Annotated in this window: 17 protein-coding genes and 1 riboswitch; of the genes, 5 read left to right on the forward strand and 12 right to left on the reverse strand. The window is 76.2% G+C overall.

All coding sequences use genetic code 11. The features are described 5' to 3' along the window. Positions 1-70 precede the first annotated feature (70 nt). From ACI79X_RS20145 to ACI79X_RS20155, 3 genes are all read right to left on the reverse strand, one after another. A complete protein-coding gene (locus ACI79X_RS20145) occupies positions 71-3,022 on the reverse strand; it encodes a helix-turn-helix transcriptional regulator (RefSeq protein ID WP_457027198.1) in 2,952 nt (983 codons plus the stop codon). Between the two features lie 50 nt (positions 3,023-3,072). After that, complete coding sequence (locus ACI79X_RS20150) at positions 3,073-3,204, reverse strand: hypothetical protein (RefSeq protein WP_336030049.1); 132 nt, start codon at positions 3,202-3,204, stop codon at positions 3,073-3,075. 147 nt (positions 3,205-3,351) lie between these two features. Further along, on the reverse strand, positions 3,352-4,644 hold the full coding sequence (locus tag ACI79X_RS20155) for an MFS transporter (protein WP_457027199.1): 1,293 nt from the start codon (positions 4,642-4,644) through the stop codon (positions 3,352-3,354). An 84-nt stretch (positions 4,645-4,728) separates the two neighbouring features. On the opposite strand from ACI79X_RS20155, the gene ACI79X_RS20160 reads away from it, so the two are divergent. The 3 genes from ACI79X_RS20160 (at position 4,729) to ACI79X_RS20170 (ending at position 8,246) form a co-directional block, all read left to right on the forward strand. Then, the gene (locus ACI79X_RS20160; protein WP_457027200.1) at positions 4,729-6,117 is read left to right on the forward strand and encodes a glucose-6-phosphate dehydrogenase; all 1,389 of its coding nucleotides are present in this window, start codon (positions 4,729-4,731) and stop codon (positions 6,115-6,117) included. Between the two features lie 243 nt (positions 6,118-6,360). After that, positions 6,361-7,632, forward strand: a complete 1,272-nt coding sequence (locus tag ACI79X_RS20165; protein ID WP_457027201.1) for an ArgE/DapE family deacylase — start codon at positions 6,361-6,363, stop codon at positions 7,630-7,632. Beyond that, complete coding sequence (locus tag ACI79X_RS20170) at positions 7,629-8,246, forward strand: HD domain-containing protein (protein ID WP_457027202.1); 618 nt, start codon at positions 7,629-7,631, stop codon at positions 8,244-8,246. Before ACI79X_RS20165 ends, ACI79X_RS20170 begins: the two co-directional genes overlap by 4 nt. On the opposite strand, the gene ACI79X_RS20175 is transcribed toward ACI79X_RS20170, so the two are convergent. Further along, positions 8,218-8,493, reverse strand: a complete 276-nt coding sequence (locus tag ACI79X_RS20175) for a DUF4031 domain-containing protein (RefSeq protein WP_457027203.1) — start codon at positions 8,491-8,493, stop codon at positions 8,218-8,220. The two genes, ACI79X_RS20170 and ACI79X_RS20175, sit on opposite strands and share 29 nt — an antisense overlap. 34 nt (positions 8,494-8,527) lie before the next feature. On the opposite strand from ACI79X_RS20175, the gene ACI79X_RS20180 reads away from it, so the two are divergent. Then, complete coding sequence (locus tag ACI79X_RS20180) at positions 8,528-9,523, forward strand: Gfo/Idh/MocA family protein (protein ID WP_457027204.1); 996 nt, start codon at positions 8,528-8,530, stop codon at positions 9,521-9,523. Between the two features lies 1 nt (position 9,524). Here ACI79X_RS20180 and ACI79X_RS20185 read toward each other — a convergent pair whose 3' ends face one another. From ACI79X_RS20185 to thrC, 5 genes are all read right to left on the reverse strand, one after another. Further along, on the reverse strand, positions 9,525-10,310 hold the full coding sequence (locus ACI79X_RS20185) for a DUF72 domain-containing protein (protein WP_457027205.1): 786 nt from the start codon (positions 10,308-10,310) through the stop codon (positions 9,525-9,527). A 393-nt stretch (positions 10,311-10,703) separates the two neighbouring features. Beyond that, on the reverse strand, positions 10,704-12,332 hold the full coding sequence (gene groL / locus ACI79X_RS20190; RefSeq protein WP_457027206.1) for a chaperonin GroEL: 1,629 nt from the start codon (positions 12,330-12,332) through the stop codon (positions 10,704-10,706). Positions 12,333-12,552: 220 nt separating this feature from the next. Continuing rightward, the gene (locus ACI79X_RS20195; protein WP_457027207.1) at positions 12,553-12,735 is read right to left on the reverse strand and encodes a hypothetical protein; all 183 of its coding nucleotides are present in this window, start codon (positions 12,733-12,735) and stop codon (positions 12,553-12,555) included. A gap of 129 nt (positions 12,736-12,864) precedes the next feature. Then, complete coding sequence (locus ACI79X_RS20200; RefSeq protein WP_091218572.1) at positions 12,865-13,065, reverse strand: cold-shock protein; 201 nt, start codon at positions 13,063-13,065, stop codon at positions 12,865-12,867. Between the two features lie 208 nt (positions 13,066-13,273). Next, positions 13,274-14,593, reverse strand: a complete 1,320-nt coding sequence (gene thrC, locus ACI79X_RS20205) for a threonine synthase (protein WP_457027208.1) — start codon at positions 14,591-14,593, stop codon at positions 13,274-13,276. A 12-nt stretch (positions 14,594-14,605) separates the two neighbouring features. After that, positions 14,606-14,729: riboswitch (SAM riboswitch) on the reverse strand. A gap of 59 nt (positions 14,730-14,788) precedes the next feature. On the opposite strand from thrC, the gene ACI79X_RS20210 reads away from it, so the two are divergent. Continuing rightward, positions 14,789-15,610 carry an HAD family hydrolase gene (locus tag ACI79X_RS20210; protein ID WP_457027209.1) on the forward strand — a complete coding sequence of 274 codons (822 nt, stop codon included), beginning with the start codon at positions 14,789-14,791 and terminating at the stop codon, positions 15,608-15,610. Here ACI79X_RS20210 and ACI79X_RS20215 read toward each other — a convergent pair. The 3 genes from ACI79X_RS20215 to ACI79X_RS20225 form a co-directional block, all read right to left on the reverse strand. Next, positions 15,607-16,473 carry an ABC transporter permease gene (locus ACI79X_RS20215; protein ID WP_457027210.1) on the reverse strand — a complete coding sequence of 289 codons (867 nt, stop codon included), beginning with the start codon at positions 16,471-16,473 and terminating at the stop codon, positions 15,607-15,609. The genes ACI79X_RS20210 and ACI79X_RS20215 overlap by 4 nt on opposite strands. Positions 16,474-16,556: 83 nt before the next feature. Then, positions 16,557-19,484, reverse strand: coding sequence for an alpha/beta fold hydrolase (locus ACI79X_RS20220; protein WP_457027211.1), 2,928 nt, complete (start codon positions 19,482-19,484; stop codon positions 16,557-16,559). Between the two features lie 68 nt (positions 19,485-19,552). Continuing rightward, entirely contained in the window at positions 19,553-21,274 is a 1,722-nt protein-coding gene (locus tag ACI79X_RS20225; RefSeq protein WP_457027212.1) for a LytR C-terminal domain-containing protein, read from the reverse strand. Between the last annotated feature and the right edge of the window lie 8 nt (positions 21,275-21,282).

Consider the following 21,282-nt stretch of genomic DNA (forward strand, 5'->3'; position numbering starts at 1 on the left):
CCACCCGGGCAGAGCCCAGCCGGCCGCTCGTCGGGGACCCTCCGGGCCCCGCTCCTCCCGGACCACGCACTCAGGAGACGGGTAGCAGACCTCTCGACGCCGCGACGGCGACGGCCTCCGTGCGGGAGCCGGCGCCGAGCTTGGCCAGGATGTTGCTCACGTGCACGCTGGCGGTCTTCTCGCTGATGAAGAGCTCGCGGCCGATCTGCCGGTTGGTGCGGCCGCGGGCGAGCAGCGCCAGCACCTCCGTCTCGCGCGGGGTGAACACCGCCGCCACGTCGACCACCCGGCCGGCGCCGGGCAGCTCGAAGCGGGCCCGGCGGGCCAGCGCGGTCACCGCGTCGAGCAGCGGCGCCGCGCCCAGCGAGCGGGCGGTCGCGGCCGCCTCGGTCAGCGGCGCGAGCGCGGCGTCGCGGTCCCCGGCCGCCACCAGCGCCTCCGCCAGCCGCCACCGGCAGCGGGCCTCCTCGTAGACGTGCCCGTACCCGAAGGCCTCGACGGCGGCCGCCCACAGCGCCGGCTCCGCCCGGCCGGCCAGCCGCGCGGCCTCGGCCTCCATCCGCGCCAGCCACGCCGTCGCCTCGACGCCGTGCGGGCCGACGGCGCGCGTGTGGTCCTCGACCGCCTCGCGGCCCAGCGCGAGCAGCGCCTCCCCCGCCGCCGTCCACTCCGCCTCGGCGGCCGCGTCCCCGGCGAGCCGGGCCGCGGCGGCGGCGTCGCCCACCGGGGCCAGCGCCGTGGTGACCAGCCGGAGGACGGCGAGCCGCTCCGGGCCCCACAGCCGCCGGAGCGCGGCGTCGGCGTCGGTGGCGGCGCGCACCGCGGTGGCCGGGTCCGCGGTCCAGGCGGCGTGGTCGATCTCGGCGCCCGCGGTGGCCAGGAGCAGCAGCACGTGCGCGTCGAGCCGGCCGACGAGCCCGCGCGCCCAGGCGATCCGCTCGGCCGCCACCGGGTCCCCGCGGCCGACCTGCACCAGCAGCCCCGCCGCCCGCACGTGCGCGGCCATCTCCGGCATCCGGGCCAGCCGGTCGGCCAGCGCCAGGCTGCCGTCCCAGTCGCCGCGGACGTAGCGCGACACGACGCCCAGGTGACGCAGCTCGGCGGCGTAGAACGACCACTCGACGCCGAGCTCGCGTGCCCGCGCCAGCCCGACGTCGCTCCAGCGCAGCGTCTCCTCCGACGCCCCGGCCTCGTAGGCGACGATCGCCAGGTTGAACAGCACCCGCATCTCGACGTCGGGGTCGCCGGAGCGGCGGGCCCGCACCAGGGCCTCCTCCAGCCGCGCCGGCAGCTCGTCGCCGCCGTGCGAGCGGGCCAGCGACACCGCGACGTCGGCCCAGGCGCTGTCGAGACCCAGCGCGTCGGCCGAGGCCAGCGCCTCCTCGGCGGCCGCGTCGCCCTCCTCGCGGCGGCCCACCTCGTAGCAGGCCCGCGCGTGGGTGGCCGCCGCCCAGGTCCGCGCCAGCGACGGCGGGTCGGCCGGCACCAGCGCCATCGCCGCCGACGTCTCGCGCACCGCGGCGGCCTGGTCCTCGATGCGGGCCAGCGCCTGGGCCAGCGTGTAGTGCACCTTGGCCCGCATCACCGGGTCGCCGTCGGGCCCGAGGACGTCCTGGGCCGCGCGCAGCAGCGCCACCGCCCGGTGCAGCTCGCCGCTGCGGCGGGCGGCGGCCGAGGTCTGCTTGAGCAGCTCCACCTGGCTGCGTCCCGCCCGGGCGGCGGCGTCCGGGACGGCCGGCCACAGCGCGAGCGCGGCCTCCAGGTGCTGCAGCCGCTCGGCCGGGGCGCCGGCGCGCCCCGCCTCGTCCGCGGCCTCCAGCGACGCCTCCAGGGCGCCGGGCAGGTCGTTGCTCTCCTGCAGGTGGTGGGCGCGCTCGGCCGCCGTGCCCGCGCCCGGGACGGCGGCCAGGTGCGCGGCCACGGCGGCGTGCAGCCGCACCCGCTCGCCGGGCAGCAGGTCGGCCAGCACGGCCTCGCGCAGCAGCGCGTGCCGGAAGCGGTAGGCGCCGTCGGGGTCGACGACGAGCAGGTGCGAGTGCACGGCCTCGGCCAGCGCCCGCTCGAGGTCGCCGTCGGACGGGCCGCCGACGGCGGACAGCAGTTCGTGCCGCACCCGCCGCCCGGCCACCGCGACCCCGCGCAGCACCTGCTGGGCGGCCGGGGACAGCTGCTCCACGCGGGCGAGCAGGACGTCGGTGAGCGCCCACGGCAGGGTCTCGCCCGCCAGGCCCGCGGCGAGCAGCTCCTCGGCGTAGAAGGCGTTGCCCTCGGCGCGGGCCACGACGTCGTCCACGGTGCGGTCGTCCACGCCGGCGGCCAGGCCGCGCACGAGCTCCTCGACGGCGGCGTCGGGCAGCGGGCCCAGGTCGAGCCGCTCGACGCCGGGCAGCCGCACCAGCTCGGCCAGCAGGGGGCGCAGCGGGTGGCGGCGGTGCAGGTCGTCGGAGCGGTAGGAGGCGACGACGGCGACCGGCTCGTCGTCCAGGCGGGCGAGCAGGTAGCGCAGCAGGTCGCGGCTGGAGCGGTCGGCCCAGTGCAGGTCCTCCAGCAGCACCAGCACCGGCGCCTGGGCAGCCAGCGACGCCAGCGCCGCCGCGACCGCCTCGAACAGCTGCAGCCGGCCGTCGTCGACCGGCGGGCGCAGCGCGCGCACCGCGGCGTCGAGGTCGGCACCGTCGGACTCGGCGGCCCGCGCCCGCGCGGCGAACAGCCCGGCGGCGCCCTCGCCCAGCTCGGCGGCCACGGGGCGCAGCAGGTCGACGAAGGGCAGGTAGGGCAGGCCCACCTCGCCGAGGTCGACGCAGTGCCCGGTGAGCACGCGCAGGCCGCGGCCGGCGGCCCGGGCGGCCAGCTCGTCGAGCAGCCGCGACTTGCCGACGCCCGCGTCGCCGGCCACCAGCACCGCCGAGCCGCGCCCGGCCACCGCGCGGTCGACGGCGGACTCCAGCGCGGCGATCTCCCGCGCGCGGCCCACCAGGGGTCGGTCCTCCCACCGCGGCACGTCGCCGATCGTGGCACGCACCGCGGACAGGACGGGCCGGCCCCGCTCCCGGGCCGCCCGCGCGGGGGACCTCAGGCCGCCCGCCGGGTGCGCCGCAGCCGCCAGGGGCCGCGCCGGGTGCGGGTGTTGTGCCCGATCGCCTGCAGCACCTCGCGCCGGTAGGCCAGCTCCGCCTCGAGCCCGGGGTTGGGGTAGATGCTCACGGCCGTCTCCTCGTGTCGTCGTCCCGTGTGGACGGCGACCACGGTCGGCCTGAGGCGGCACCCCGGGCATCGGTCGACCGGGCAGTCCTCGGGGTGCGAGGGGACCTGAGTGCGCCTGAGGGGACCTCAGACGCACTCAGACGGGCCTCAGCGCAGCTCGGTGCCCTTCGTCTCGGGCAGCGTGAGGATGCCGAGGAAGGCGACGACGGCGGCGCCCGCGACGTACCAGAAGAAGACCGTCGGCATGTCCCGGCCGGAGAGGAACGTGATCAGCAGCGGCGCCGTGCCGCCGAACAGCGCGACCGTCGTGTTGTACCAGGCGCCGATGCCGGTGGCCCGCAGCTCCGTGGGGAACAGCTCGCTCATGATCGCCGGCGCGAGCGAGGCCATCGCCGCGTACAGGCCCAGGCCGACGCAGAAGACCACGATCAGCGAGAACAGGTCGTCGCGGACCAGGTAGGACAGCGGGACGACGAGCACCGCCGTCGCCGCCGACCAGGCGAGCAGCACGGGCTTGCGCCCGACCCGGTCCGACAGCGCGCCGTAGGGGTAGCAGAGCCCGATGAACAGGGCCGTGCCGATGGAGAGCGCGATGAAGACGTCGTTGCCGTCGGCGCCCCGGAAGTCGATGGCGAAGGGCGTCAGGGCGCTGAAGAAGGTGTAGTAGCTCAGCGTCGACAGCAGCGTGAACGCGCACAGCTGCAGCACCGACCGCGGGTGCTCCTTGACCGTGCGCAGCAGCGGGTTCGTCGTCGCGCGCGCCTTCTCCGCGTTCTCCTCGAAGCTCTCGCTCTCCGTGAGGGAGCGGCGCAGCCACAGGCCGACGAAGCCGAGCAGCCCACCGACGGCGAAGGCGATCCGCCAGCCGTAGGACTCCAGCTGCGCGTCGTCGAGCACACCGGTGAGCAGCACGCCGAGCAGCGAGGCGAGCAGCAGCGCCGACCCGGTGGAGATGTAGAAGAACGCCGAGTACCGGCCGCGGCGCTCGGGCGGGGCGATCTCGGCGAGGTAGGCCGAGGCACCCGACACCTCGCCGCCGAGGCTGAGGCCCTGGGCGATGCGCGCGAGCAGCAGCAGGATCGGCGCGAACCACCCGACCTGCTCGTAGGTGGGCAGGACGGCGATCACCAGCGAGCCGCCGGCCATCAGCAGGATGGTCAGGAGCATGCCGGCCTTGCGGCCGCGCAGATCGGCGAACCGGCCGATGAGCACCCCGCCCAGCGGCCGGAAGAAGAACGCCAGCGCGTAGGTCGACGCCGTCCCGAGGAGCGCCAGCGTGCGGTTCTCCGACGGGAAGAACTGCCCGGCGAAGTAGACGAGGAAGGTGGCGTACACCGTCCAGTCGAACCACTCGACCGCGTTGCCGATGCTCGCCGACACCAGCGTGCGCACCGGCAGCCGGTGCTTCTCACCCGTCTGTCCCCGCACCGTCTGCGCCATGCCCCACGACGCTAGTGAGGGACGGCACACCCGGCAGGTCGAACCCGGCGCGCGGGGTCCGGCGGCCCGGAGAAGGCTGGGGACGTGGCCGACCTCTCCCCCACCGTCTTCGTCCTCTACGGCGCCACCGGCGACCTCGCCGCGCGCATGGTGCTGCCCGCCTTCGACCAGCTCGAGCGGCGCGGGCTGCTGCCCCCGGACTGGCGGCTGGTCGGCAGCGGCCGCGGGGAGCGGTCCGACGACGACTTCCGCGGCATCGTGCGCGACGCCCTCGCCGAGCACGGCGACGGCGAGCCCGCCGACGGCCTGCTCGACCGGCTGCGCTTCGCCGGCGGCGGGTTCACCCCCGACGACCCGGGACAGCTGGCCGATGCCGTCGCCGCGGCCCGCGAGGAGCTCGGCGACGACGCCCAGCTCGTGCACTACCTCGCCGTCCCGCCCGGCGCGTTCGAGGGCATCACCCGCGCGCTCGACGCCCACGGTCTCGCCGAGGGCGCCCGCGTCGTCTTCGAGAAGCCCTACGGCACCTCCCCCGACGCGTTCCGCGAGCTCGACGAGCTGGTGCACTCCGTCCTCGACGAGGAGCAGGTCTTCCGCATCGACCACTTCCTCGGCAAGGAGGGCACCCAGGACCTGCACGTCCTTCGCTTCGCGAACGGGCTGTTCGAGTCCGTGTGGAGCCGCGAGCACGTGGCGCAGGTGCAGATCGACGTCCCCGAGACCCTCGACGTCGCCGACCGCGCCGAGTTCTACGACGCCACCGGCGCCACCCTCGACATGCTGGTCACGCACCTGTTCCAGGTGGCCGCCGAGGTGGCGATGGAGCCGCCGGCCTCGCTGCGCCCCGCCGACCTGCAGGAGGCGCGGGAGGCGGTGCTCGCGGCGTTCCGGCCGCTGGCCCGCGAGGACGTCGTCCTCGGGCAGTTCGAGGGCTACCGCCACCTCGACGACGTCCCCGACGACAGCCGCACCGACACCTTCGTGGCCGCGCGGCTGTGGGTCGACACCGACCGCTGGCGCGACGTGCCGTTCCTGCTGCGCACCGGCAAGCGCATGGCTGAGGGCCACCAGCGGGTGACGCTGGTCATGAAGCGCCCCGACGGGCCGGCCGGCCCCACGCCCGGCGGCGGGAACACCGTGTCCCTGTCGCTGTCCGGCGCCGGCGAGCTGGACCTGGGCCTGGTGACCAAGCGGCCCGGCCCCGACCTGGAGATGGCGGTGGCCGAGGCGACGCTGGACCTGGGCAAGGTCGACGGCGGCGAGCCGCTGCCGGCCTACGCCTCGCTCATCCACGACGTGCTCGTGGGCGACCGGTCGCTGTTCACCACCGGCGCGGGGCTCGAGCAGGCCTGGCGGGCGGTGCGGCCGGTGCTGGAGGACCCGCCGGAGGTGCAGCCCTACGCGCCCGGCTCCTGGGGGCCGGAGGCCGCGAAGGGGCTCGCCGACCCGTGCGGGTGGGTGCTGGGGAGTTGAGGTCCGGACCGGGCTCTGGTCGCCTCGCGGCGAGTTGCACAACACGGCTCCAGGCCCCCGGCCGAGGCCGGGGCGGTAGTCCGTGGAGGCGGTATCCAATTGGCACCCGGGGACACAGAATCGCCCGGTCCGGACGACACCGAAGGTACCCCTCCCCGGGCGCCTGACACACGCCCGGCCCGATTCGCGGCGTCCGGCACCGGAGCGGGGCCGGGCCCGGGGTGCGTGCCAGACTGCCGAGCCGTGGCCGACCTGACCCCGACCGAGGCCGCCGTGCTCGACGCCGTGGACGGGGCCGCCGCCGTCGACCTCCTGTGCCGGCTGCTCGCCGTCCCCTCCGTCGGCGGCACCGCGGCCGAGTCGGAGGTGCAGCACCTCGTCGCCGCCGAGCTCGACGGGCTGGGCTGCGACGTCGACCGCTGGTCCATCGACCTCGCCGCCGCGGCGGCCGCGCCGGACGCGCCCGGCCAGGAGGTCGAGCGCGAGGAGGCGTGGGGCGTCGTCGGCACGCTGCCCGGCGCCGACGACGGCGCCCCCGCGCTGGTGCTGTGCGGGCACACCGACGTCGTCCCGACCGGCGACCGGGCGCTGTGGGACGGCGACCCGTTCATCCCGCGCCTGGTCGGCGGGGACGTGCTCGGGCGCGGCGCCTGCGACATGAAGGGCGGGGTCGCCGCGTCGCTGGCCGCGCTGGCCGCCGTCCGGGCGGCGGGCGTGCGGCTGCGCCGGCCCGTGGCGCTGCACAGCGTCGTCGGCGAGGAGGACGGCGGCCTCGGCGCCTGGGCGACGCTCGCCCGCGGGCACCGCGGCGACGCCTGCGTCATCCCCGAGCCCACCGATGGCGCGCTGGTCACCGCCGCGGCCGGGGCGCTCACCTTCCGGCTGGAGGTGCCCGGCCTCGCCGCGCACGCCGCGATGCGCGACCGCGGGGTGAGCGCGGTGGAGCTGTTCGCCGAGGTCCACGCCGACCTGCGGGCGTTCGAGACCGAGCGGCAGCGCGACGCCGACCCGCGCTTCGCCGGCGAGCGGTACCCGTACGGGCTGTCGATCGGCACCGTGCGCGCCGGCGACTGGGCCTCCACCGTGCCCGACCGGCTGGTCGCCGAGGGCCGCTACGGCGTGCGGCTGGGCGAGACGCCGGCCGCGGCCCGGGCGGCGTTCGAGGCGCGGGTCGCCGGCCTCTGCGCCGGGCACCCGTGGCTGGCCGCGCACCCGGTGCGGGTGACCTGGACCGGCGGCGCCTTCGCGCCCGGCGAGCTGCCGCCCGGCGACGCGCTGCTCGCCGACGTGCGCGGCGCGGTGGTCGACGCCGGGGGCCGGGAGCCCGCCGAGCGGGCCGTCAACGCCGGCACCGACCTGCGCCTGTACGCCGCCGCCGGCATCCCCGCCCTGCACCTGGGCCCGGGCGACCTGCACCTGGCCCACGGCCCGGCCGAGCGGGTGCCGGTGGCCGAGGTGACGGCGGTGGCGCGGGCACTCGCGCTGCTCACCGTGCGCCGCTGCGGGGTCGCGTGATCGGCCAGGCGGACTTCGCCGCGCTCACCGGCGACTCCCCCGCCGCGCGCGACGAGTGGGCCGCCGTCGTCGCCGCCTGGGGCGAGCCGCACCGCCGCTACCACGACCTGCGCCACCTGGCCGCCGTCGTCGGGCTGGTCGGCGAGCTGGGCGCGGCCGCCGCCGACCCGGTCGCCGTCACGCTGGCCGCCTGGTACCACGACGTCGTCTACGACCCCCGCCGCGGCGACAACGAGCGGGCCAGCGCCGACCGGGCGCGGGCGGGCCTCGCCGGGCTGGTGCCGGAGGCGCGGCTGGCCGAGGTGGAGCGGCTCGTGCTGCTCACCGCCGGGCACGCCGCCGAGCCGGGCGACGCGAACGGGGCGGTGCTGTGCGACGCCGACCTCGCCGTGCTGGCCGGCCCGCCGGAGGCCTACGCCGCCTACGCGTCGGCCGTCCGCGAGGAGTACGGCCACCTGGCCGACGACGTCTTCACCGCCGGGCGCATCGCCGTGCTGGAGTCACTGCTGCAGCTGCCCGCGCTCTACCGGCTGCCGGGCACCCGGGAGTGGGAGCCGCGGGCGCGGGCCAACCTGGCCGCCGAGCTCAGCCTGCTGCGCGGTCGCGCTTCCTGACCCGCAGGCCCGCCGCCGTCAGCCGGGCGAGCAGCTCGCGGGCGCCCACCGGCTCCGCGCCCGCGGCCACCGCGACGTCGTAGAGGTCCTCGGGGACGTCGTAGTGGTCGCCCTGGAACGCCCGCCGCGGGATGCCGAGCTCGGCGGCGACGAACGCGTGCAGCTCCTCGTGCGAGACGTCGCTGACCAGGTGGGACCACCGGCGGCCGCGCCACGGCCAGACGGGGCTGTCGATGAGCACGGCCACGGGCGCAGTCTGCCCTCCGGCTACGGTCGTCGCCGTGGGCAACGAGATCCGCTGGGGCGTCGTCGGGCCGGGGCGCATCGCGCAGAGCGTGATGGGCGACTTCGGGCACGTGGAGGGGGCGCGGCCGGTGGCCGTGGCGTCCCGCTCGGCCGACCGGGCGCAGGCGTTCGCGCAGCAGCACGGGCTCGAGCGGGCCTACGGCTCCTACGCCGAGCTCGTCGCCGACCCCGACGTCGACGTCCTCTACCTCGCCACCCCCCACCCGCAGCACCACGCGGTGGCGCTCGCGGCGATCGAGGCCGGCAAGGCGCTGCTGGTGGAGAAGGCGTTCACCGCGACGACGGCCGGCGCGCGGGAGGTCGTCGACGCCGCCCGGGCCAACGGCGTGTTCGTCATGGAGGCGATGTGGACCCGCTTCCAGCCGGCCGTCGTCCGGATGCGGGAGCTCATCGCCGACGACGCCATCGGCGAGGTGCGCTCCGTGCAGGCCGACCTCGGCGTCGACCGCGCCTACGACCCCGCCGACCGGCTGTTCGCCCTCGAGCTCGGCGGGGGCGCGCTGCTCGACCTCGGCGTCTACGTCGTCTCGTTCGCCCAGATGCTGCTCGGCGCCCCCGACCGGGTCACCGCCGCCGGGTCCACGTTCCCCACCGGCGCCGACGCCGAGGCCGCCCTGCTGCTGAGCTACGACGACGGCCGCAGCGCCACGCTGACCACCTCGCTGCGCTACCCGACGCCCGGGCAGGCGCGGGTGTTCGGCACCGGCGGCTGGATCGACGTCCTCCCCCGTTTCCACCACCCGGCCACGATCGTGCTGCACCGCACCGGCGCCGACGCGGAGGAGATCACCCTCCCGCCGGCGGGCACCGGCTACTCCCACGAGCTGGCCGAGGTGACGCGGTGCCTGCAGGAGGGCCGCACCGAGAGCGCCGTCATGCCGCTGGCCGACACCCTCGCCGTGCAGGACGTCCTCGAGCAGGCGGCGCACCAGCTCGGCGTCCACCACCGCGAGGACCCGCACGCGCTGTAGATCAGGCGGCCGCCCAGGCGGTGCCGGTGGCCTGCTCGGGCGTCGGCACGCGGGTCGGCGTGCGCCCGGCCCGCCGCACCGCGCCGGCCAGGGCCACGGCGTCGACGACGGCCGCGCCGCCCGGGTCGTTGTTGAGGTAGACGAACACGTCCTCGTCGTCGGCGTAGGTCGCCGCCAGGCGCTGCGCCCACTCCTCGAGCACCGCCGGCGGGTAGCCCCAGCCGTCCGCGCCCGTGTGCAGCCGCAGGTAGCCCCAGCCGGCGGTGCGCCACAGGGGGGTGACCGGCCGCTCGGCGCGGTCGGCCCAGCACAGCGCCGCGCCGTAGCGCTCGAGCAGGTCGCGCACCTCGTCGGTCTCCCAGGTGGCGTGTCGCGGCTCGACGGCCACGCGGAGGCCCGGCGGGAAGCAGGCGAGGCAGTCGCGCAGCAGGCCGGCGTCGGCCTTGAGCGTGGGGGGCAGCTGCAGCAGGACGACGTCGAGCCGGTCGCCGAGGCCCTCGGCGTGCTGCACGAGGCGGGCCACCGGCTCCTCGGGCTCGCGCAGCCGCTTGACGTGGGTGAGGAAGCGGCTGGCCTTGACCGCCCAGCGGTAGTCGGGCGGGGTGCGCTCGCGCCAGGCGGCGAAGGTCTCGCGGGCGGGCAGCCGGTAGAAGGCGGCGTTGCTCTCGACCGTGGCGAAGTGCTGCGCGTGGTGCTCCAGCCACAGCCGCTGCGGCATGCGCTGCGGGTAGAAGCGGCCGCGCCAGTCGCGGTACTGCCACCCCGACGTCCCGATCACCACGGCCACGCCGTCGGCCTACCCTGCGCCCCCAGGGCCGACGCACCCGCCCGTTCCGAGGACCTCCGCATCGACGCCCGCGACCACCGGGCGCTCGCCGACCGGTGGTGCACCGCCACGGGCTGCGTCCGCCGCGACACCTCGCCCGACGGGACGCCGCGCGAGCGGGACCGGCCCGTGGCGATCGAGGACCCGTCCGGCGCCGGGCCGCTGATCTGGCTCAACCCGGTGCCCGAGGAGAAGTGGCCGGGAACCGCGTGCCCCTCGACGTCGTCGGCGACTCCGCGGCGGGGCAGGCCGCCGGGGCTGACCCGACACGGTCCGCAGACGCCGACAGGGGCGGCCCCGCGCGATGCGGGACCGCCCCTGCCGGGCAGTGCTGGTGTTGCTAGGAGGCTGGACTCAGAAGTCCATGCCGCCCATGCCGCCGTCGGCGCCCGGCATGGCCGGGGCGGCCTTCTCCGGCTTGTCGGCGATGACGGCCTCGGTGGTGAGGAAGAGCGCCGCGATGGAGGCGGCGTTCTGCAGCGCCGAGCGGGTGACCTTGGCCGGGTCGATGATGCCGGCCGAGACCAGGTCCACGTACTCGCCGGTGGCGGCGTTGAGGCCGTGACCCACCTCGGAGTTGCGCACCTTCTCCGCCACGACGCCGCCCTCGAGGCCGGCGTTGACGGCGATCTGCTTCAGCGGGGCCTCGAGCGCGACGCGCACGATGTTGGCACCGGTGGCCTCGTCACCCTCGAGCTCGAGCTTGTCGAACGCGACGGCGGTGGCCTGCGCCAGGGCGACGCCACCACCGGCGACGATGCCCTCCTCGACGGCGGCCTTGGCGTTGCGCACCGCGTCCTCGATGCGGTGCTTGCGCTCCTTGAGCTCGACCTCGGTCGCGGCGCCGGCCTTGATGACGGCGACGCCACCGGCCAGCTTGGCCAGGCGCTCCTGCAGCTTCTCGCGGTCGTAGTCGGAGTCCGACTTCTCGATCTCGGCGCGGATCTGGTTCACCCGGCCGGCGATCTGGTCGCTGTCGCCGGCGCCCTCGACGATCGTCGTCTCGTCCTTGGTGACGACGACCTTGCGGGCGCGGCCCAGCAGCGAGATGTCGGCGGTGTCGAGCTTGAGGCCGACCTCCTCGCTGATGACCTGGCCACCGGTGAGGATGGCGATGTCGGTCAGCATGGCCTTGCGGCGGTCGCCGAAGCCGGGGGCCTTGACGGCCAGCGACTTGAAGGTGCCGCGGATCTTGTTCACGACCAGGGTCGCGAGGGCCTCGCCCTCGACGTCCTCGGCGATGATGGCCAGCGGCTTGCCCGACTGCATGACCTTCTCCAGCAGCGGGAGCAGGTCCTTGACCGAGCTGATCTTGCTGTTGACGACGAGCACGTACGGGTCGTCGAGGACGGCCTCCATGCGCTCGGGGTCGGTGACGAAGTAGGGCGAGATGTAGCCCTTGTCGAAGCGCATGCCCTCGGTGAGCTCGAGCTCGAGGCCGAAGGTGTTGCTCTCCTCGACGGTGATGACGCCTTCCTTGCCGACCTTGTCCATCGCCTCGGCGATGAGCTCGCCGATGGCGGGGTCAGCGGCGGAGATCGACGCGGTGGCGGCGATCTGCTCCTTGGTCTCGACGTCCTTGGCGGTCGAGAGGAGGTACTCGGTGACCGAGGCGACGGCCTTCTCGATGCCCTTCTTCAGGGCCATCGGGTTCGCGCCGGCGGCGACGTTGCGCAGACCCTCGCGGACGAGCGCCTGGGCGAGCACGGTGGCGGTGGTGGTGCCGTCACCCGCGACGTCGTCGGTCTTCTTCGCGACCTCCTTGACCAGCTCGGCGCCGATCTTCTCCCAGGGGTCCTCGAGCTCGATCTCCTTGGCGATGCTCACACCGTCGTTGGTGATGGTGGGAGCGCCCCACTTCTTCTCGAGGACGACGTTGCGGCCCTTGGGGCCGAGCGTCACCTTGACGGCGTCGGCGAGGGTGTTCATGCCCCGCTCGAGGCCGCGGCGCGCCTCTTCCTCGAAGGCGATCATCTTGGCCATGTGGTGATGTCCTCCATGCATGGATCGCTGCACGGCCGGGACCGGCGCCCGCGACGGACGACACCGGCGCCGCGGACGCTCCGTCGGTCCGCGCTCCGGTGCCTCACCGTTCCGACCTGATTGGCACTCGGCACTGTCGAGTGCCAATCGGAAGTCTGGCACTCGCACCTGCCGAGTGCAAGAACGGGGGGTGGGCGCCGGGTGTTCCGCCCCGGACGGGTCAGTCCTCCCGCGGGACCTCGAGCCACGCGCCCGTGACGGGGTCCCGGCGCTCCACCAGGACCGCGGCGTCCCCGGTGGGCAGCCACACCCGGTTGAGCCCGTCGTCGTACTTCAGCTCCAGCCCCGGCCGGCGTGCCAGCACCGGCGCGTCCTCCAGGAACGTGATGCCCCAGCGCGGCACGGCCGCTCCTCTCGCGCTGCCCACCGTCCCGCCCCGGACACGACCGAGGCCCGGCCCCCTGTCGGGGACCGGGCCTCGGTGTGCGGAGCGGCGGCTCAGGCGCTCTGCCCGATCCTCGCCTTCGCGGGCTCAGGCGACGCGGACGGCGTCGGCCTGCGGGCCCTTCTCGCCCTGGACGACCTCGAAGGTCACCCGCTGGCCCTCGTCGAGGCTCTTGTAGCCGTCCATCTGGATGGCCGAGTAGTGGACGAAGACGTCCTGGCCGCCGTCGACGGCGATGAAGCCGAAGCCCTTCTCGGCGTTGAACCACTTCACGGTGCCCTGTGCCACGTGCGCTCCCACGGTCGTGCGTGCGGACGGTCCCCGTGATCCGGGGACCGGGATCCAGCTCTTCCGCCCGTGATCACGTGCGTGGAACTGACCGCGCGAGACGGTACAACAAGGAGGCCGATGCGGGGAGATCCTGCCCACACGACTCGGCCACGATCGGGTCGGGGATGTCACCCGACCGGATCGGCGCTGACCGCGACTCTACGCCTCAGGAGATGAGGCCCGCCGACCGGACCGACCGCAGCGAGGGCTCCACGCGGTGGGTGAACCCGACCACCGGCAGCAGCGGGTCGAGGGTCTTGAGGCCCTCCCCGGTGTTGAGGACGACGGTCTCCTCCGTCGGGTCGAGCCGGCCGTCCTCCACCAACTGCCGGAGCACCGCGACGGTCACGCCGCCGGCGGTCTCGGCGAAGACGCCGGTGGTGCGGGCGAGGTCGCGGATGCCCTGGACGATCTCGTCGTCGCCGACCCGGCCGACCGACCCGCCGGTGCGGCGGATGGCGTCGAGCGCGTACGGGCCGTCGGCGGGGTTGCCGATGTTCAGCGACTTCGCGATGCCGGTGGGCTTGACCGGCTTGACGACGTCCCAGCCGTTGTCGAAGGCGGTGGCGATCGGGTCGCAGCCGGCCGACTGCGCGCCGAAGACGCGCCACTCGGTGTCGGCGACGATCCCGGCCTTCACCAGCTCCCGCCAGGCCTTGTCCACCTTGGTGAGCAGCGAGCCCGACGCCATCGGGATGACCACCTGGGCCGGGATGCGCCAGCCGAGCTGCTCGGCGATCTCGTAGCCCATCGTCTTGGAGCCCTCGGCGTAGTAGGGCCGCACGTTCTGGTTGACGAAGGCGGTGTCCTCGAACTCGTCGGTCTCGGCGAGCTCGCTGGTGAGCCGGTTGACGTCGTCGTAGGAACCGTCGACGGCGACCAGCGTCTGGCCGTAGACCGCCGACTGCACGACCTTGCCGGGCTCGAGGTCGGACGGGATGAAGACGAAGGAGGGCAGGCCCACGCGGGCGGCGTGCGCGGCCACGGAGTTCGCCAGGTTGCCGGTCGAGGCGGCGGCGATCTTGCGGTAGCCCAGCCGCTTGGCGGCGGTGGCGGCGAGGCTGACCACGCGGTCCTTGAACGAGTGCGTGGGGTTGGCCGAGTCGTCCTTGACCCACAGCCCGCCGGTGATGCCGAGCTCGGCGGCGAGCCGGTCGGCGCGGACCAGCGGCGTCATGCCCGGGTCGAGCGAGACGCGGTCGGCCGGGTCCTGGCCCACGGGCAGCAGCGCGGCGTAGCGCCAGATGTTCTGCGGGCCGGCCTCGATCTGCTCGCGGGTGACGGCGGCCATGAGCTCGGGGTCGTAGTCGACCTCCAGCGGGCCGAAGCACTCGGCGCAGGCGTGCTCGGCGATGAGACCGAAGGTGGCGCCGCAGTTGCGACAGACGAGGCCGCGGGCGGGGCTGGGCGGCACGGGGCCGCCGCCAGCGGAGTCGGCCTGGAGGGCGGTGTTGGACCCGGTGGAGCTGGGAGCGGTCAGGGTCATGCGACGACTACCTCCTCATCTTCCCCGCGTCGGGCCGTCGAGCCGCGCGGGACGGAATTGGCACCTCTCGCCGCTCACGCGAGCGCGGTTGCCGGGGCTTCGTCGGGCCGTGTCCCTCTGCCCCTCTGGATGAGTGGAACGCCCCGAGTCTACCCGGGGTCCGGAGCCGCTCCCGGTCCCGGCCATGCTGGGCGTGTGGCAGCGCGCATCGTCTACACCGACCTCGACGGCACGATGGTCGGCCCTCGGGGGTCGTTCTGGCACGCCTCCGACGGCTCCCCCACCGCCGAGCCCGCGGCCGCCCTGCTCGAGCTGCACACCGCCGGGGTCGCGCTGGTGATCGTCAGCGGGCGGACCGCCGACCAGGTCACCGAGGCCGGGCGGATCTTCGCCGCCGACGGCGCGATCGCCGAGCTCGGCTCGCTCGTCACGTGGAAGGGCGGCCGGGAGCGCCACCAGCTCACCGGCGCGCTGCCCGCCGAGCACGCCGGGCGCACGCCGATGGACGTCATGGCCGAGCTCGGCGTCGTCGACGCGCTGTGCGCCGCCCACCCGGGCCGGCTGGAGTGGCACGCGCCCTGGCACACCACGCACGAGGGCGACGCGCTGCTGCGCGGCTACGTCGACCCGGTCGCCGTCGACGCCTGGCTCGCCGAGCGCGGCCTGGGCTGGCTCACGCTCAAGGACAACGGCGCCATCCCGGCGACGGCGAAGCTGGACCTCGCGCCCGAGGGGCAGCTGGCGCGGGTCTACCACCTGATGCCGCGCGGCATCTCCAAGGGCGAGGCGATCGCCTGGGACCTCGAGCGGCGCGGCGTCGACCCCGCCGACGCGGTCGCGATCGGCGACAGCGCCAGCGACCTGGAGATGGCGCCCGCCGTCGGCCGGCTGTGGATCACCGCGAACGGCGCCGAGGTCGAGGGCATGGAGGCGATGCTGGCCGCCGTCCCCAACGCGTCGGTGACCGACGAGGCGATGGGCGTCGGCTGGGCCCAGGCGGTGCGGGCCTCGCTCTAGCTCGTCACGTCCCGCCGGGAGAAGGAGCGGAACGCCAGGGCGGTGAACACCGCGGCGTAGACCAGCGACTGGATGACACCGCGGAACAGGTCGGAGGAGTCGACCGGCGTCTGCAACAGGTCGGTCCAGGCGAACTCCTCCGCCGTGGGGAACCAGTCGCGGATGGCGCCGAGCTGCTCGACCTGGTCGAGGATCGCGAACACGACCATCGTGAACACCGCCCCGCCGACGGCGGCCAGCGGCGCGTCGGTGACCGTGGACAGCCAGAACGCGAGCGCGCCGACGACGAGCAGGTGCACGGCGAGGTAGCCGAGCATCCCGGCCAGCCGGAGCAGGCCCTCGCCCTGCGACAGGGTGACCCCGATCGGCGTGCGGATGTCGTCGAAGCCGAACGCGATGCCGCCGGCCACGACGGCGACGACGGCCAGGGTGAGCAGCGCGAGCACGGACAGCACGAGCGCGGCCGTCCACTTCTGCCGGAGCAGCCGCATCCGCGGCACCGGGGTGGCCAACGTGTACCGCAGCGACCCCCACTGCGCCTCGCTGGCCACGGTGTCGCCGAAGAACAGCGCGTAGACCACGACGAGGAAGAACGACGTCGTCGCGAACAGCACGAACAGCGTGAAGTTCAGCCCGCTGGAGGTGGCGACGTCGACCAGGTTGATCCGGGTGTTCTCCGAGGCCTCCTCGCTGGCGCCCAGCTGCAGGGCGGCGATGAGCACCAGCGGCAGCGCGACCATCAGCGCGAAGACGCCGATGGTCCGGCGGCGCTTGAACTGCCGGCGCAGCTCGACCGACAGCCGCAGCGTGCGGCCGGGCCGGTACCCGGCGACGGCGCCGGTGGGCTGGACGTGCTCGGTCACGACTCGACTCCGGCCTCGGTCCGCTCCTCGCTCGCCGGCGCTCACTGCGGTGCTCCCGGGGCCGTCGTTCTCGTGGTCGGTGGTCACGACTCCCCCACGAGGGCCAGGAACGCGTCCTCCAGGCGGCGGCGCGGCGTGAACTGGTCGACGGCGACGTCGGCGGCCACGAGCGCCTGCAGCGCCTGCGCCCGCGAGGTCTGCGCGCCGAGGTCGGCGACCAGGCCCTCGTCGGTGCGCTCGACGCCCACCCCGGGCAGCCCGGACAGGACGGCGGCCGCGCGGTCGGCGTCGCCGTCGTCGGCGAGCCCCACGAGCACCGCGCCCCCAGTGCCGATGATCTCCTCGACCGTGCCCTGCGCGATCTTCCGCCCCCGCGCCATGACCACCACGTGCGTGCACGTCTGCTCGATCTCGCTGAGCAGGTGGCTGGAGACGATGACCGTGCGGCCGCTGGCGGCGTAGGACTGCAGCACCTCGCGCATGGCGTGGATCTGCGGCGGGTCGAGGCCGTTGGTCGGCTCGTCGAGGACCAGCAGGTCGGGCAGGCCGAGCATCGCCTGCGCGATGGCCACCCGCTGGCGCATGCCCTGGCTGTAGCGGCGCACGGGGCGGTCGATGGCCGCGCCGAGGCCCGCGACCTCGATCGCCTCCTCCATGTGCGCGTCCTCGGCCGGCCGGCCGGTGGCGGCCCAGTAGAGGGTGAGGTTGTCGCGGCCGGACAGGTGGGGCATCAGGCCGGTGCCCTCGACGAAGGAGCCCAGCCGCGACAGCACCGGCGCCCCCGGGCCGGCGGCGTGCCCGAAGATGCTGATCCGGCCGGCGTTCGGGCGGATGAGGCCCATGAGCATGCGCAGCGACGTCGTCTTGCCCGCGCCGTTGGGCCCGAGCAGGCCGAGCACCTGGCCGCGGCGGACCTCGAAGGAGAGGTCCTCCACCGCCACGAAGCCGTCCTTGTAGGCCTTCGTCACGCCCTCGAAGCGCAGCGGCACGTCCTCGCCGTCGGGCTCGACCGCGGAGGTGACCCGGCGACGGCGGCGGCCCCACAGCGTCGCGGCCGCCCAGCTCAGCAGGCCGAGGAGGACGACGGCGCCGAGCAGGAGCCACCAGCGCGAGGTGCCGCCGTCGGCCTGCGCCTGCCCCTCGACCGTGGGGACGGCGAGCACGCTGCCGCCGTTGCCCGCGCCGGCCAGCGCGACGGAGTAGACGCCGGCCTCGGCCGGGAGGGCGAAGGCCTGGTCGGTCGAGGAGACGACGACGCGCATCGTGTGCCCGGCCTCGAAGCGGTGCACGATGCCCGGCAGCGTCACGGTGACCTCGGTGGGCGCCGTGGGGTCGGCGGACAGCCCGGTCAGCGACAGCGGCGCCACCAGCCCGCCGGGCAGGGTCTGCGCGCCGTCGGGGCCGACGTCGTAGAGCTTGGCGAACAGCGTCGCGGTGCCGCTGGGCGAGGCGACGGCGAGCTCGACGGTGGGCGCGCCGACCACCTCGACCGCCTCGTCGAGCGGCTCGGTGGAGAAGGCGGCGAACTGGCCGGGGATCTCCACGGCGGTGCCGGCCAGCGCGGAGGCGATCGACCCGAGGCCGGGGACCGTGGTGATCGCGGCGGGGGTGCCGCCGGCGGGGGTGACCACCGGCTGCAGCGGCCCGTCGAGGGCGAGGTCGGTGCGCTGCGCGGCCGCGGCGCCGTCGAGGCCCGGGTAGGTGGCGGCGACGACGCTCTGGGTGCCGCCCTGCACGTCGCCCAGCGTGCTGCCGAGGCCGGTGGGCGCGGGGTACCGGAAGCCGGTGCCCGGGTCCTCGCCGCGCTCGGGGTCGCCGTCGTCGCGCAGGTGCCAGGAGAACCACCCGGCGACGAGGTCGCGCAGCTCCGCGGTGTCCCGCTCGGACGCCTGCGAGTCGTGGCCGCCGGCGTACCAGACCACCGTGACCTCGGTGCCGTTGGCGGCGATCCCGCGGGCGTTGGCGTCGGCCTGGCTGAGACCGAACAGCGAGTCCTCGGTGCCCTGCACGAGCAGGGTCGGCGCGGTGATCCGGTCGAGGACGGCGGCCGGGCTGCTGCGGTCGAGGACGGCGGCGACCTCGGGCGTGAGCGTGCCGGTGGCCGCGGCGGCCTGGTAGGCGGCGCAGATGTCGGCGCGGAACCGGCCGCAGGTGAGCGCCTGCTCCACCGCGGCCGGGTCGACGCCGGAGAGGTCGGGCAGCGACGGGGCGGACGCCGGGGCCGCGCCGCCGGTGTCGGCGGAGGTGTCCTCGGTGGTGCCGTCGTCGTCGCCGGCGTCGCCCGCTCCCCCGCCGCCGAGCGCGTCGAGCAGCCCGCCGGTGGGGACCGAGCCGACGCCGAAGAACAGCCCGGCCCACAGCCGCTTGTAGACGCCGGTGTCCTCGGTCTGCGGCGTCGCGGCGGGCGTCGTGGGCGGCTGGGCGCCGTCGGCCTCGCCGGTCTGCGACGGGAAGAGCGCGGCGGTCAGCGAGTTCCAGGTGATCTGCGGCGCGATGGCGTCGACCCGGTCGTCGTAGGCGGCGCCGAGCAGCGCGAGCGCCCCGCCGTAGGAGGCGCCGGCGACCCCCACGCGCGGGTCGCCGTCGCCGTCGAGGAGGACGTCGTCGCGCCCGGCGAGCAGGTCGAGCAGCGTGGAGAGGTCGGCGACCTCGTAGCGCGGGTCGTCGAGGCCGATCTGCCCGGTGCTCTCGCCGAAGCCGCGCGCCGAGTAGGTCAGGACGACGAAGCCGCGGCCGGCGAGGTCCTGTGCGTCGTCGGCCACCGAGCGCTTGCTGCCGCCGAAGCCGTGCGCGAGGACGACGGCCGGTGCCGGGGCGTCCGCGGTGGCCGAGGCCGGCAGGTAGAGGGTGGTGTCGAGCTCGACGGCGTCCGCGCCGGAGCCGGAGGGGACGCGGGCGTCCTCGGTGCGCACGTCCTCGGCGGCCGCCGCGGTGCCGGGGAGCGAGACGAGGACGGTGCCGGTGACCAGCAGGGCGAGCACGGCACCGAGGGCCGCGCGGGCGGAACGCACGGAGCGGCCAACGGACGGTGTCGCGCCGGGGTTCCGGCGGCGGCCGTGCGGTGGGTCGCAGGCGACCGTCAGGACTGCCACTCGCCGGTGACGACGACGACCAGGCCGGGGTCGGCCACGCCGGGGACCTCGAAGAACCGGTCGGCCGGCCCGCCCTGCACCGCCGGGAAGGCCTCCATGAGCTGCAGCGCGGACTGGCGCTGCGTCTCGTCGCCGGCGTCGAAGAACACGGTGGTGACGGCGACGTCGCCGCCCTCGTAGGCGCCGACGCCGGCCGAGGTCCAGCCCTGCGCCCCGAGCCGGGCGGCGACGTCGGCGGCCAGGCCGCTGGTCGACGTCGCGTTCAGCACGGTGACCGGGACCCGGACGGGCGTGCTCGGCGCCTGCTCGACCGGGGGCAGCGGCTCGACCGACAGCGGCGGCAGCGCCCCGCTCGGCGGCGCGGTGGGCGCGGGCGCGCTGCTGGTGGACGGCGGGGTGGTGGAGCCGGCCTCCTGCGCCGCCGGGGAGGTGAAGCTGTAGACGCCGAGCACGACGAGCGCGACCACCACGACGGCGAGCAGCAGGAGCCCGGTGCGGCGCCCGCGCGGCGGGGCGTCCTCCCCCTCGGCGGCGCGCAGCGCGGCGCGGGAGACGCCGGCGCGGCGGGCGGCCTTGCGGCGCTCGGCCTCCATGGCCTGCCGCTCGGCCTCGCGGGCCTGGCGCTCGGCGCGCATGGCGGCGCGGTTGCCGACGACGCCGGTGCCGCCGGTGGCCGGGCCGGTCTCGGGTCGCCCGGGCCGGCGCTCGTCCCGGTCGCCGTGGTCGTCCCGGTCCTCGCGGGTGCGGACCGGCTGCCGGTCGGGGATCGCCTCGGTCAGCGGCGCCGCGGCGCGGGCACGGACCGGCTCGCGGTCGGGGATCGCCTCGGTCAGCGGCGCCGCGGCGCGGGCGCGCACCGGCTCCCGCTCGGGGATGGCCTCGGTGAGCGGCGCGGCGGCGCGGGCGCGGGCCGGCTCGCGGTCGGGGATCGCCGTGGTGGCCGGAGCGGGCGGCGCGGCGGGCCCGGGGGCGCCCGTCGGGCGGCGCCAGTCGCGGTAGGGCGTCGCGCCGGGGCCGGGGACCACGGCGGGGGCTGCCGCGGTGGCCGGCGCGCCGGGCGGGGCCGCGGGGGCCTGTGCCGCGGGAGCCTGCGGCGCGGGGGCCGGGGCCTCCGGGGACCGCTCCGGCCGCTGCCGACCGGCGGGACGGTCGGCAGCGGGTGCGTCGGCGGCGGGGCTGGGCACCGCCTGGAACGGCGCCACGGTGGTCTGGGGCGCGGCCGGTCGGGCCGGGGCCTGCGGCTCGGGCTTCGGCGGCGGCGCCGGCAACCGCACCGCGGTGGGCGGCACGACCGGCACCTGCGGGGCCGCGGGCGCCGACGCGGCGGGCGGCTGGGCGGCCGGCGCCTGACGGGTCGACCCGTTCACCGGCGGCGCGGCCGGGGTGCGGCCGCGTCCGGGCGGGGGCGCGGCGGGCTGCGGGCGGGCCGGCGGGGTCTGCGCCGGCGCCTGCGAGGTGGCGGGCTGCGCGGGGGCCGGCGGGGGCGCGACGGGCGGTGCCGCCGCGGGCCGGGGCGGACGGGCGGACGGGCGGGCCGGGGCCGGGGGGCCTCCGGGGCCACCGGTCAGCGAGCGGCGCCGGTCGGTCTCGTCCCCGAGCAGCGCGTCGCGGCGCCGGTCGGCGCGGCTGCGCAGCGGGCCCGGCGTGGTGGGGTGATCGCTCAGGTCCCCGAATCCGGGGGCGAGGGTGTCGGCCCCGAACTCGGGCACCGGGCGGT

It is taken from the genome of Geodermatophilus sp. SYSU D01119, from assembly GCF_054049975.1.